The 12,845-nt window shown below is 69.2% G+C and carries 11 protein-coding genes; 1 reads left to right on the top strand and 10 read right to left on the bottom strand.

Annotated features, from left to right (window positions below):
* Positions 1-75: 75 nt before the first annotated feature.
* Positions 76-1,653: a Rieske 2Fe-2S domain-containing protein gene (locus ACFVRO_RS11555; RefSeq protein WP_386952386.1), complete on the bottom strand. Its 1,578-nt coding sequence runs from the start codon at positions 1,651-1,653 to the stop codon at positions 76-78.
* Between the two features lie 184 nt (positions 1,654-1,837).
* Here ACFVRO_RS11555 and ACFVRO_RS11550 point away from each other — a divergent pair, with 184 nt between their 5' ends.
* The gene (locus ACFVRO_RS11550) at positions 1,838-2,740 is read left to right on the top strand and encodes a DUF4349 domain-containing protein (protein WP_386952384.1); all 903 of its coding nucleotides are present in this window, start codon (positions 1,838-1,840) and stop codon (positions 2,738-2,740) included.
* 44 nt (positions 2,741-2,784) lie between these two features.
* Here ACFVRO_RS11550 and ACFVRO_RS11545 read toward each other — a convergent pair whose 3' ends face one another.
* The 9 genes from ACFVRO_RS11545 to mltG all read right to left on the bottom strand — a co-directional run bounded on the left by ACFVRO_RS11545 (position 2,785) and on the right by mltG (position 12,843).
* Complete coding sequence (locus ACFVRO_RS11545; protein WP_386952381.1) at positions 2,785-6,078, bottom strand: SNF2-related protein; 3,294 nt, start codon at positions 6,076-6,078, stop codon at positions 2,785-2,787.
* A 56-nt stretch (positions 6,079-6,134) separates the two neighbouring features.
* A complete protein-coding gene (gene nusB, locus ACFVRO_RS11540) occupies positions 6,135-6,545 on the bottom strand; it encodes a transcription antitermination factor NusB (RefSeq protein ID WP_105676323.1) in 411 nt (136 codons plus the stop codon).
* A gap of 3 nt (positions 6,546-6,548) precedes the next feature.
* The gene (efp, locus tag ACFVRO_RS11535; protein ID WP_386952378.1) at positions 6,549-7,109 is read right to left on the bottom strand and encodes an elongation factor P; all 561 of its coding nucleotides are present in this window, start codon (positions 7,107-7,109) and stop codon (positions 6,549-6,551) included.
* A 75-nt stretch (positions 7,110-7,184) separates the two neighbouring features.
* Complete coding sequence (locus tag ACFVRO_RS11530) at positions 7,185-7,628, bottom strand: type II 3-dehydroquinate dehydratase (RefSeq protein ID WP_341942129.1); 444 nt, start codon at positions 7,626-7,628, stop codon at positions 7,185-7,187.
* Entirely contained in the window at positions 7,625-8,713 is a 1,089-nt protein-coding gene (aroB, locus tag ACFVRO_RS11525; RefSeq protein ID WP_386952375.1) for a 3-dehydroquinate synthase, read from the bottom strand. Before aroB ends, ACFVRO_RS11530 begins: the two co-directional genes overlap by 4 nt.
* Complete coding sequence (locus ACFVRO_RS11520) at positions 8,710-9,228, bottom strand: shikimate kinase (protein ID WP_386952372.1); 519 nt, start codon at positions 9,226-9,228, stop codon at positions 8,710-8,712. The genes aroB and ACFVRO_RS11520 overlap by 4 nt, the downstream gene beginning before the upstream one ends.
* Positions 9,212-10,441, bottom strand: coding sequence for a chorismate synthase (aroC, locus tag ACFVRO_RS11515; RefSeq protein ID WP_341942126.1), 1,230 nt, complete (start codon positions 10,439-10,441; stop codon positions 9,212-9,214). The genes ACFVRO_RS11520 and aroC overlap by 17 nt, the downstream gene beginning before the upstream one ends.
* Before the next feature lie 54 nt (positions 10,442-10,495).
* Positions 10,496-11,308 (bottom strand): shikimate dehydrogenase family protein, encoded by an 813-nt coding sequence (locus ACFVRO_RS11510; RefSeq protein WP_386952369.1) that lies wholly within the window; start codon positions 11,306-11,308, stop codon positions 10,496-10,498.
* Positions 11,308-12,843: an endolytic transglycosylase MltG gene (gene mltG, locus ACFVRO_RS11505; RefSeq protein WP_386952366.1), complete on the bottom strand. Its 1,536-nt coding sequence runs from the start codon at positions 12,841-12,843 to the stop codon at positions 11,308-11,310. Before mltG ends, ACFVRO_RS11510 begins: the two co-directional genes overlap by 1 nt.
* Between the last annotated feature and the right edge of the window lie 2 nt (positions 12,844-12,845).

Here is a 12,845-nt window from a genome sequence, read left to right as displayed (position 1 = left end):
TCCCTTCTCCGCCTCACAGGACGGTCTTAAAGGTTGTTTGCAGATCCAGTCTATCGGAGCCGGGGCCCCTGGACGTCAGCTCGTGGGGAGCAGCTCCTCGTCGGCGGACTCGTCGATGCGCTTCGCGCGGATCGGGTGGCCGCTGGTCGACAGGCAGCGCCCGGACTTCAGGTCCCACTTCCAGTCGTGCATGCTGCAGGTGAGGATGCCGTCCTCATCGACCGTGCCCGTGCGGGTGAGATCAGCGCGCAGGTGCGGGCAGCGCCGCTGCACGACCCACCCGCTGACCTCGGCGTCCTCGGTCTGGTCGGTCTGCTCCTGGTACCAGTTCTCGACGTACTCGATCCGATCGACCGAGAGGCACTTGAGGAAGGTCGTCAGGAACTCGTTGAACTTCCCGCTGCGGCCGACGGAGAACTGCATCGACAGGAAGATCGAGTTCGACCAGTCGATCTCGTGGTCGACGATGTTCGTGGAGACGAGGTCTGCGGGGATCGTGTACCAGTAGATGCACTCCTCCCCCGCGTACTCGCGGACCTTCGCCCGAGGGAAGTCGACCACCATGTCGAGATCGCCGATGCGGAACCGCACGCAGCCGCCGACGCCGAGCCGGATGGTGCGCGACTTCTTGAGCAGCGGCTCCCACCAGGTCTTGATCGCCTCGAGCATCTCCGCGGGCGGGATGATCTCCGCGCGGGACGCCTCCTCGTCACGGATCTCCTGCTGCCTGCTCGCCCGCTGCTCCTCGAGGTAGTCCCACTTCTCATCGAAGATGTGGGCGATCTCGGCATCCGAGTACAGCGTCTGCGCGGTCGCGACCTCGCCGCCCTCGACGGTGACGACCGTCCCGGGGATGAACAGCTGGCCGTCGTACTGCGGCGCGAGCTCTTTCATGTGGGCGAGGAACTGCTTCTGATCGGTGAAGATCGACTCGCCGTTCTTGCCGAGCCCGTTGAAGTCGAACAGGTCGTCGCGCAGGAACATGGGGGGACCCGCCATGGGGAAGACGTGCGGGGCATCGACCTTCTCGATGTAGTACATGGCGCGCTTGTTCTGCGCGTCGCGCTTGAGCTTCGCGAAGTTCTGCTTGGCGTCGAGCGGAAGGTCGTAGACCATCGGCCACCAGATGGCGCCGGAGACCTGGGTGAAGTACGCGTCAGGGGTTCCGAAGTGGAGCAGCTTCTCGAGGTCGAGGGGGTGCGAGTCGTTCTGGTTCAGCATCGACCCCGTGCCGTCGTCGACGCTGAGGGAGGAGTCGCCGATCGGACCGTCGCTGGGGGCGCGGAGCGGAGTGATCATGATCTTGAGCTCCCCGCGCTCGATGATCTCCCCCGCGGGCGCGTAGGTGATGTTCGTGTAGCCGAGAGCGCGGATGTCCTGTTCGAGATCGTCGATCGGGTACTCGGGCAGGAGCACCTCGATGTCCTTGCGGATGTACCGCTCCAGCAGCTTCGGATCGAAGTGGTCGCGGTGCCTGTGCGAGATGTAGAGGAAGTCCGCCTCCCTTCCGAAGCGCTCCCAGTCCAGGGCGCGGTTGTCGGGGAACGGGAACCAGGATCCGAAGAACGAGGGGCCCAGCACGGGGTCGCAGATGATGTTGCCGCCGACCGTCTCGATGAACATTCCCGCGTGGCCGAGTCCCGTGATCCGCATTGCATTCCTCTCGAAGTGGACCCGTAGAGTCTACCGGCGACCGCCTGGACGACCTCGGAGACCGGCCGTGAATACGCACCCCCAGCAGCCACGGCGCGCACGTTGCGGACTCGTTACGCAACCCTGACCGGATCGTGATCGAACTCCCTGCTGCACGCCGGTCTCCGCTCACTACCCTGCCCCTATGAACACGACACGGAGACTGCTGACAGCGCTCGTCCTCGCTTCGCTGGCGGGGTTGGGCCTCGCCGGCTGCGCCGCCGGCGGGTCGGGAGGCGCGGAATCGGCCAGCGGAGGTCGGGCCCCGGTGCAGGAGGCGGCGTCATCGAACGAGGCCGACGAGCCGGACACCGCGGTCGTGATCACCGGGCGGATCTCTATCGTCGCCGACGATCCCATCGCCGCGGCGGCGGACGCCACGTCGATCGTGTCGGACGCGGGGGGCCGCGTGAGCGGAAGGACCGAACGCGCCGCCGAGGACGGCGGACAGGCCACTGCCGAGCTCACGCTGCGGATCCCGGCAGACGCCATCGAAGAGGTCCGCACCGACCTCGCCGCGCTGGGCGCCGTGAAGGAGACCGCGCTCGAGTCGACAGAGGTGGGCGCGACGCAGCGCGACCTCGACGCCAGGATAACCACTCTTCGCGCCTCCATCGCGCGCTACACGGACTGGCTCGGCACGGCATCCGAGACCTCGGACCTGATCGAGCTGGAGTCCGCGATCGCCGAGCGCCAGAGCGAGCTGGAGGGGCTGGAGGCCCAGTCCCGCTCCCTGGAGGACCAGGTGGCCATGTCGTCCATCACGCTGAGCCTCATGTCTGACTACGTGCCGGTCGAGACCGCCCCGAAGGACTTCGGCGACGCGCTCACGATCGGCTGGGACGGATTCGTCGCCTTCTGGGGCGCGATGCTGATCGGCATCGGCGTGGCACTCCCCTGGCTCGTCCTGCTCGCTGCGATCGCCGCCGTCGTGATCTGGCTGGTCATCCGCAGCCGACGCCGTCAGGCCGCCCGGCCGCAACCGCCGCGCCCGGCGCCGGACGCGGAGCTGTTCGCGGTGATGGATGACGTGCCCGCTCCGCACTGAGCCTGCCGACGGCGGACCTGGACGACCACCGCGATCGGCGTCTTCTACTCGTCGAAAAGACCGCGGATATCGTCGGCGGTGAGCGACTGCGCGAAGAGCTCGTCGTCGTCCATCACCGCGGTGAAGAGACGCGCCTTGCGCTGCTGGAGCTCCAGCACCTTCTCCTCGATCGTCCCCGACGAGATCATCCGATAGACGAACACCTGGCTGGTCTGGCCGATGCGGTGCGTGCGGTCGATCGCCTGTTCCTCGGCGGCGGGATTCCACCACGGGTCCAGCAGGAACACGTAGTCGGCCTCGGTGAGCGTCAGTCCGAATCCGCCGGCCTTCAGGCTGATCAGGAACACGGGCTGCTGTCCCGACTTGAATCCGTCGATGACATCCTGGCGGCGGCGCGTGGAGCCGTCGAGGTGCGCGTACGGGATACCGGCCGCATCGAGACGCGCCGCGGCGAGGTCGAGGAACGACGTGAACTGGCTGAACACCAGGGCGCGGTGCCCCTCGGCCTGCAGCTCGACGACGCGTTCGAGCAGGGTGTCGAGCTTGCTCGATCCGATGTGCGCATCGTTCTCATCGATGAGCTCCGGCGCGAGGCTCAGCATCCGCATGAGCGTCAGCGAGCGGAACACGATGAACCGGTTGCGATCGAGGTCGTCCAGCAGGCCGAGGACCTTCTGACGTTCCCGCTGCAGCACGACGTCGTAGAGCGCGCGATGCGCAGGGCTCATCTCGACCTCGAGCACCTGCTCCTGCTTCGGGGGCAGATCCGATGCGACGAGCTCCTTCGTGCGGCGGAGCATGAGCGGGCGGATGCGACGGCGCAGCTGGGCGAGCCGGCGCTGGCGGTACTCGCCGCCTTCCTCGTTCTCGGGCACCTTGCCCTTCTCGATCGGCTGGATGTAGCGATCGCGGAACTTCCGCGCCGACGGGAAGAGCCCGGGCGCGGCGAGCTTCAGGAGCGACCAGAGCTCGGAGAGGCTGTTCTCCATCGGGGTGCCGGTGACCGCGTAGGTGACATCGGCACGGAAGGCCGAGATGGCTCTGTGCAGCTTGGTCTTCGGGTTCTTCACGAACTGCGCCTCGTCGAGGATCAGCCCCGCCCAGTCGACCGAGCCGAACTCCCTCTCATCGAGTCGAGCGACCGTGTACGAGCTCACGACGATGTCGGCGGATGCCGCGGCATCCGCCAGCCGGCCTGTGCGACGCCCGCTCGTGCTGTCGACGATCTCGACCCGCAGCCCCGGGGTGAAGCGCGCAGCCTCGGACTTCCAGGTGCTGAGGACCGAGGTGGGGGCGAGCACGAGGAACGCCCGCTTCTCCCCCTTCTCCTTGGTGTGCTGCACGAAGGTCAGCAGCTGCAGCGTCTTCCCGAGTCCCATGTCATCGGCGAGGATGCCGCCGAGCCGGTGCCTCCAGAGGAACGCCAGCCAGTCGAAGCCCGTCTTCTGGTACGGCCTGAGCTCGGCGTGCAGGCCGGACGGCACCGGCGTCGGTGGCACTCCGGTCGCCTGGCGGAGTCCCTCCGCCGTCGAGCGCCAGCTCACCGCCGGCTGGGCCTCGTCGGCCAGGTCCTCGAACTCCTCCCAGAGGTCGGTCTGATAGCGGCTGATCCGCGGACCGGTCTCCCACTCGTCGAGCTCTCCGGCCTCGTCGATCAGCTCCCTGAGCCGGTCGAGCGCCGGATGCGCGAGCGAGAAGTACCCGCCGTCGGAGAGCAGCAGCTTCTTCCTGCCTTTGCTGAGCGCGGTGAAGAGCGGCCCGAAGGGAATGCTCCTGCCGTCGATCGTGACGAGGATCCCGAGGTCGAACCAGTCGGAGTCGGTGGTCTCGAGCGTCGTCACCTTGACCTCGGGGTCTCCCGTCAGCTCCCGGTACTCCTTGCGCGTGCCCGTGGTCGCGACGATGACGCCGACGGCCTCGAACGCGGGAACCACCTGCGCGACGAAGGCCGCGGCATCGATGTCGTGGAAGGAACCGGTCGGCGCGAAGCGCGTGGTCGAGTGCTCCTGCCAGACGGATTCGAGCAGGGCGCGCTTCTCCGACTCCGCCGCAGGATCGCGCACCGCAGCACTCCCCGCCTCGAAGGGGACCCTGCCGAACCCGCCGTACGACCACTCGAAGGAGTAGCTCACGACATCGCCCCGCTCGAAGGCGAGATTCAGCACCGCCTCCGGCGCCGGGATCTCCGGCAGCGACACCGCGCCGGCCGTGCGGACGGGCACTCGCCTGGCCAGCAGCGGGTACGCGTTCTCGACGAACGCGGACTCCTCTTCGGCGGGAACCTCGATGGGCAGCCGCGCGCTCAGCAGTGCGTGCATCTGCTCGCTGAGCGGCGCCTCGGCGAGGACGATCTCCATCCGACTGCCGATGAGGGTGGCGGAGTACACGCCCGTGCGTCCGATCGGATGCACCTCGGCTGAGGGGACGGCTCGGCCGTCGATCGCCACCTCCGCGGCGACGCGCAGATCGCCGCCGTCGGGGCGGGTGATGGATGCGGCCACCTCGGCCCGCTCGGCGAGGCGCACCGTCGCGCTCTTCTGACTCGGCACCAACGGGATGCCCAGCGCCGCCCCAGCACGCAGATGGCCCCACAGCAGCGTCGACTCGATCTGGTCGACGACCAGCCACTCGCCGGCGTTCCCCGAGAGCAGCGAGTCGCGGGAGATGCTGAGCAGGTCGCCGAACCAGCGGTTCTGGACCCTGCCGAACTGCGACACGTCCCGACGCACCACATCCCAGCCCGCGTGCCCTTGGATCCACGAGCCGGTCTGGTGGCTGCGCATCAGCGGACGGATCGCGAGCAGAAGCTCTCCCGACGGCTTGGCGAGATCTCGAGGCGTCGCGGGGCGCACCGCCCTCGGCGCCCAGTGGTTGTCGCCGCGCGACTCGCGATGGCGCAGCTCGACGCCGAGCGCGAGCGACTGGGTGTGCGCGGCGACCGCGGGACCGATGAGCGATCGCCACGAGGCTGCGGGAGCCGCGGGAGCCTCCGCAGCGGGCTCCGCCACCGGATCGACGGCCCTCGCCCCCGCCTGCTGGGCGTACTCGTGCACGTTCGACGCGAGCAGCGCGGCCACGACGTGCTTGCACGCCGTGCGGACCGGGCACGAGCAACGCGTGGAGCGGACTCGTCTCTTGCCACCGGACGAGATGAAGGTGACCTCGCACAGGTACTGCGCTCCTGCACTGCCCTTCACATACGCCTCGAGCTCCTGGCGATCCTCGTGCCAGATCAGATCGAGGACGTTGCCCTCACGGAAGTACGCCAGTCCGCGCGTATAGCCTCCCGCATCCGTGATCTGCATGAGATCGCGGAGATCGACGTGAGGTGCGGGCATGCCAGCATCCTTCCCGCTGCGTCGGACAATGCGGACGCAGCGACTCGGGTGGCGACTCAGGCGGCGCGAGCCACCCTGGCGAGGACTCCGTGCACGAACGCGCCGGAGTCGTCGGTCGAGAACTCCTTGGCGAGCTCGACGGCCTCGTCGATCGCGACGGCCGTGGGCACCTGGTCGTTGTAGAGGATCTCCCACACGCCGATGCGCAGCAGAGCGCGATCGACGGCCGGCATCCGCTCGAGCTTCCAGTCCCGGCTGTGCGTGGTGATGTGCTCGTCGATCTCGTCGCGGTGATCGATGATCCCGTCGACGATCTCGCGGGCGTACAGCCACGACGCCTCACGGGCCGGCTCGCTCGCCGCGCGCTTGGCTTCGGCGGCCAGGGCCACGGAGACCTCGTCTCCGCGCACGTCCGCGGAGAACATGATGTCGAGTGCGCGCTTGCGCGCCTTCGTCCGGGCGCTCACGCCTTACTTCTCGCGACCGAGGTAGTCACCCGTGCGGGTGTCGACCTTGACCTTGGTGCCGGCCTCGACGAACAGCGGCACCTGGATCTCGTAGCCGGTCTCGAGCGTGGCCGGCTTGGTGCCAGCCGAGGAGCGGTCGCCCTGCAGACCCGGCTCGGTGTACGTGATCTCCAGGACCACGGACGCCGGAAGGTCGATGTAGAGGGGGTTGCCGTTGTTGAGCGCGATCGTGACCTGCTGGTTCTCGAGCAGGAAGTTCTTCGCGTCGCCGACCGTGGCCGCGCCGACCGTGATCTGGTCGAAGTCGGTCTGGTCCATGAACACGTAGCCGTCGCCGTCGGTGTACAGGTAGGTGTAGTCGCGGCGGTCGACGTTCTCGATCTCGATCTTCGCGCCCGCGTTGTACGTGCGGTCGACGACCTTGCCGGAGACGACGTTCTTCAGCTTGGTGCGGACGAACGCGCCGCCCTTGCCGGGCTTGACGTGCTGGAACTCGATGACGCTCCAGAGCTGCCCATCGATGGAGAGGACGACGCCGTTCTTGATGTCTGCGGTAGATGCCATGCGCTGAGAGTTCCGTTCGTGGTGTGAAGTTCGCGGGTGGCCGGGCTTGGTCGAAGCGCGAGCCGACAGTCGATTCTACGGGATGAGCGCTGCGAGCTCCCGCACGGCGTCGGCGTAGCCGTCCACGCCTCGGCCGACCACCCGCACCGCGGCGACGTCGTCGAGGTAGGAGTGGTGCCGGAACTCCTCCCGGGCGTACACGTCGGAGATGTGCACCTCGGCGAACGGCAGACCGACGCCGGTGAGGGCGTCGCGGAGCGAGACGGAGGTGTGCGTGAGGCCGCCGGGATTGATCACGATGCCGGCGCAGTCCTCGCGCGCGGCGTGGATGGCGTCGATGAGCACGCCCTCGTGATTGCTCTGGAGCGCGCGCAGGTCGAAGCCGACCTCGGCAGCGGCCTCTGCAGAGAGCCGCTCGACGTCGGCGAGGGTGGCCGAGCCGTAGATGCCCGGCTCACGGGTGCCGAGGAGGTTGAGGTTCGGCCCGTTGACCAGGAGCAGACGGCGCGGTGCGCTCACGCCCCGACCTCCTGGTACGCGGCGAACAGCAGCGACTCGTCGGGCGCCTGCAGCACGGTCGGCTTGCCGATCTCGTCGAGGACGATGAAGCGCAGCATCCCCCCTCGGGTCTTCTTATCGCGCTGCATGGTGGCGAGCAGCTGCTTCCATGCCCCCGCACGGTAGGTCGTCGGGAGCCCCAGCGACTCCAGCACCGTGCGATGGCGCTCGGCGGAGTCGTCGGACAGCCGCCCGGCGAGCCGCGACAGCTCGGCCGCGTACATCATGCCGACGGAGATCGCGGCGCCGTGACGCCACTTGTAGCGCTCCGCGTGCTCGATGGCGTGCCCGAGGGTGTGCCCGTAGTTGAGGATCTCGCGCTGACCCGCCTCGCGGAAGTCGTCCGAGACGACCCTGGCCTTCATGTCGATCGCGAGCTCGACCGCCTTGCGGAACTCCGGGGTCGTGGTGTCGACGGCGCGCGACGGATCGGCCTCGATGATGTCGAGGATCTCCGGCGCCCAGATGAACCCGGCCTTCACGACCTCGGCGTAGCCGGCGGTCGCCTCGTTCGCACTCAGACTGCCGAGCTCGTCGAGGTCGCCGATCACCGTGCTCGGCGCCCAGAACGCGCCGACGAGGTTCTTGCCCTCGGCGGTGTTGATCCCGGTCTTCCCGCCGACCGAGGCATCGACCAGACCCAGAACGGTCGTCGGCACCTGCACGACCTGCACCCCGCGCAGCCAGGTCGCGGCCACGAAGCCCGCGAGGTCGGTGACCGCTCCCCCGCCGTAGCCGATCACCGCGTCCGTGCGGGTGAAGTCGGCCTGCCCCATGACCTGCCAGCAGAACGCCGCCACCTCGATGCGCTTGCCCTGCTCGGCGTCGGGGACCTCGGCGAGCAGCACCTCGCGCGGCCCGTTCGCCGTGTCGGCGAGCAGGCGATCGCGCAGCTCCGCGGCCCGCGCGGCGAGCGTGGGCGGATGCACCACGAGGACCTTCCGCACGGCCGGGTCGAGCGCCGCCGAGACGCTGTCGAGGATGCCCCGCCCGATGAGGATGTCGTAGGGGTCGTCGCCCGTGACGCTGATGGTCGTCGTGCTCATCGCTGTTCTCTCCTCCATGCGGCGATATCGTCCGCGATCCTCTGCATCGGACGACGCGACGTGTCGAAGGTCGCCGATGCCACTTCTTCATACAGACCCCGGCGCTGCTCGAAGATCTGTCTCCACCGCTGCACGGGGTCGTCTCCGGCCAGCAGGGGCCGCCCCCCGCCGGTGATCCGGTCCGCGACCGCCTCCGCACTCACGGTCAGGTAGACCACCTGATGCGTGCGCAGGAGCTCCCGCGTGGCCGCATCCGTCACCGCACCGCCGCCGAGGGAGACGACGCCGCCCTCGTCGAGCGCCGTCGCGACCGCCTCACGTTCGAGCGCCCGGAAGTGCGCCTCCCCGTGCTCGGAGAAGATCACCGGGATCGGTCCGTGCACGGCTGCGATGCGCTTGTCGGTGTCGATGAACGCGACCCCCAGCGTGCGCGCGACCCGTCGACCGACGCTGGTCTTGCCGGCCCCCATCGGGCCGACCAGTACCAGCGTCAGAGGATCAGCCGCGCTCGTCATGCGCGATGAGCGCCGCCTCGGATGCGGGAGTCGTCCGCAGCTCGGCCGGGATGCTCTCCAGGTACGAGTCGAGGTTGCGCCGGGTCTCGCGGATGCTGTCGCCGCCGAACTTCTCGAGCACGGCGTTCGCGAGCTCGACCGCCACCATCGCCTCCGCGACCACGCCGGCCGCGGGGACCGCGCAGACGTCGGAACGCTGGTGGTGGGCGGTGGCGTCCTCGCCCGTGGCGACGTCGATCGTGCGCAGGGCGTGCGGGACGGTCGCGATCGGCTTCATGCCCGCACGGACGCGGAGGACGGTGCCGGTCGACATCCCGCCCTCGGTGCCGCCGGCCCGGTCGGAGCCTCGGGAGATGCCGTCCGCGGTCGCGAACAGCTCGTCGTGGGCCGCGGAGCCGCGGCGGCGGGTGGTCTCGAAGCCGTCGCCGACCTCCACGCCCTTGATCGCCTGGATGCTCATCAGCGCCTGGGCGAGTCGCGCGTCGAGGCGACGGTCCCAGTGCACGTGCGAGCCGAGCCCCGGCGGGAGGCCGTAGGCGAGCACCTCGACGATGCCGCCGAGGGTGTCGCCGTCCTTCTTGGCGTCGTCGACCTCGGCGACCATCAGCGCAGAGGTCGCGGGGTCGAAGCAGCGCAGCGGATCGGCGTCGAGCGCCTGGACGTCGTCGGGCGTCGGCAGCGGCGAGCCCGAGGGCACCTGCACGGGGCCGATCGAGAGCGTGTGGCTGACCAGGCGGATGCCGAGCTCGCCGAGGAAGGAGCGGGCGATGGCGCCCAGCGCGACGCGGGCGGCGGTCTCCCTGGCGCTGGCGCGCTCGAGGATCGGACGCGCCTCGTCGAAGTCGTACTTCTGCATGCCGACGAGGTCGGCGTGCCCCGGGCGCGGACGCGTGAGCGGGGCGCTGCGGCCGCGGGACTTGTCGGTGAGCTCGACGGGCTCGGGGTTCATGACCTCGATCCACTTCGGCCACTCGGTGTTGCCGATGCGCAGCGCGATCGGGCTGCCGAGAGTCTTGCCGTGCCGCACGCCGCCGGAGATCGTCAGCTCGTCCTGCTCGAACTTCATGCGCGAACCGCGGCCGTAGCCGAGCTTGCGACGGGCGAGGTCGGCCTGGATGGCCTCGGACGACACCGGGACGCCGGAGGGCAGACCCTCCATGACGGCAATGAGTTCTGGGCCGTGCGATTCGCCGGCCGTGAGCACGCGGAGCATTGCTCTAGTCTCCCACGCGTTTCGACCCGATCCGCGCCGCATGTCGCGGAGAGGCTAGAGCGCGGCGCGCATCGCGGCGACGACGTCCTGCTCATCCGGCAGCGGGACACCGGGATCGCCGTACACGAAGACGCGGATCTGCCGCACGGCCTGATGCAGCAGCATTCCCAGACCGGGAATGGCCGGCGCCTCGCCCCAGTTCGTCGCGAGAGCCGACGGCCACGGCGCGTACGCCACATCGAACAGCGCACCGCCTGCCACGGCGAGCGGCGCGACGACGTCCTCGGGCAGCGCGGTGCCGCCCGGCAACGACGACACCGTCAGCTCGACGGCATCCGCCGTCTCCGTGAACGGGAGCACCGTCACCTCCACGCCCAGCCGCGCACCCAGCTCGCGAAGGCTCGACGCGCTCTCGGGCCGACGGGCCCGCACGTCCGCCGATCGCGCGCCCATGTCCGCGACGGCGACGAGGGCGGATGCCGCCGTCGCCCCGGCGCCGAGCAGCCGAACGCGCTCGACGGTCGTGATCCCGCTCTCGCCGAGCGCGTCGATGATGCCACCGACGTCGGTGTTGAACGCGTGGACAGTGGCGCCCAGCGTCAGCGTGTTCGCGACTCCCGTGACCTCGGCGTGCGCGTCGCGGACGTCGGCGATCCGATACGCCTCGTCCTTCAACGGCATCGTCAGCGACAGGCCCCGCCAGGAGTCGTCGAGGGAGCGGATCGCACCCGCGAACTCGCCCTCCGTCACCCGGCGACGGTCGTACGACCAGTCGAGCCCGAGGACGCCGTACGCCGCAGCGTGCAGCTGAGGGGACTTCGAATGGGCGATGGGGTCACCCCACACCGCCAGACGGGTTCGGCTCACTAGCTGCAGCCGCCGTCGGGGTTCGCCTTGCACCAGGCGTCCCACTTCTCGATCGCCGCCTGGTGCTCCTCGTATGTCGTGGAGAACACCGTCTCCCCCGTCGCGAGGTTGATCGTCACGAAGTAGAGCCACGGCCCGTCAGCGGGGTGCATGGCGGCGTCGATCGCGGCGTCGCTCGAACTCGCGATCGGCGTCACGGGAAGCCCCGTGTTGACGTACGTGTTCCACGGGTTTGGGTCTTTGAGCGCCTCGGCCGAGCTCGACACCACTCCCTCGTGCAGGGAGCCGTATCCGTACTGCGCCGTCGAGTCCATCTGCAGCTTCATGTCGATGTCGAGGCGGTTCTGGATGACCCGCGACACCTTCGCGAAGTCGTCCGTGCGCCCCTCGCGCTGGATGATCGAGGCGATGGTGAGGATGCGCTCGGCATCCGCATCAGGCACGCCCGCCTTCGTGAGGGACTCGCGGGTGCGGTCGACCATGCGCTGGATGACCTGGACCGGCGTCACACCCGGATCGAAGGTGTACACGGCGGGGAAGAGCCAGCCTTCGAGGCTCTGGGCGCTGACGCCGTACGCCGACGGATCGGCGACCGCGGCCTGCAGATCGGCCAGAGGGAAGCCCAGCGACTCCGAGATCCCCGGCAGGATCGAGGCGATCGTCCCGCCCTCGTTCACCCCGACGGTGTTCTCGAGCTTGTTCTCCGGGTTCTTCAGCGCCTCCAGGGCGTCGGCGGCCGTCATCTTCTCCTGCAGACGGTAGATGCCCGGATAGAAGGTGACGGCGATGTTCTCGTCGACGAGGTAGTCGTAGAACACGTCCTTCGTGCGGGTGACCCCGGCTTCGAAGAGCGCGGCCGAGACCGGCTTGCCGGTGTCTCCGTCATGGATGGTGACCATGGCCTCGCCGGAGGCCAGCCCGGGCTCCCAGTCCTTGGGGTCGCCCCAGCCCATGATCTCGTTGATCTTGTCGCCGTAGGTGTTCATCGCCCAGACTCCCCCGGCGACGACGCCTCCGATGAGCGCCAGGACGATGATGAGCGCGACCAGGCATCCGGTGCGGCGCTTCTTCTTGGGCGCTGCCCGGTGATCGTCCTCGTCGACGTGGTGGAAGAGGTCTTCGAGTCCGCCGCCCGCGGGCTTGTCGGGGGCCGGTGCGGGAACGACGGGAGGCACCGGGGTCGAGGCGATCGGTTCCTGCGCCGCGGATCGCACCGTAGCGGGCTCCTGGGCCGCCGCTGGCGCGGAATCAGACGACGCCACGGGCGGGCTGCTCGGGGCGGACCCGGTCGATGCGAGGGGCGGTTCGGCCGCAGGCGTGGGGCCGGGGGCCGCAGGCTGCTCCCCTGCCGGGCCGTTCGACGCAATGGGTGCACCGGAGGATGCGGCTTCGCGGGCGGCACGACGGGATCCGGGGGCGGGAGGGGTGTTGTCCACCGTCGGGATCTGGTGCGTCGGCGCGGGGAGATTCTCGAACAGCTCGCCGAGGCGCGCTTCCGGATCGTGCTGGGGGGCGGCACTCTCACGTTCGGGCATGA

It is taken from the genome of Microbacterium sp. NPDC057944, assembly GCF_042887445.1.
Taxonomy (GTDB): Bacteria; Actinomycetota; Actinomycetes; order Actinomycetales; family Microbacteriaceae; genus Microbacterium; species Microbacterium natoriense.
The sequence above is the reverse complement of the archived record's forward strand: the minus strand, read 5'-3'. Positions and strand labels throughout refer to the sequence as shown.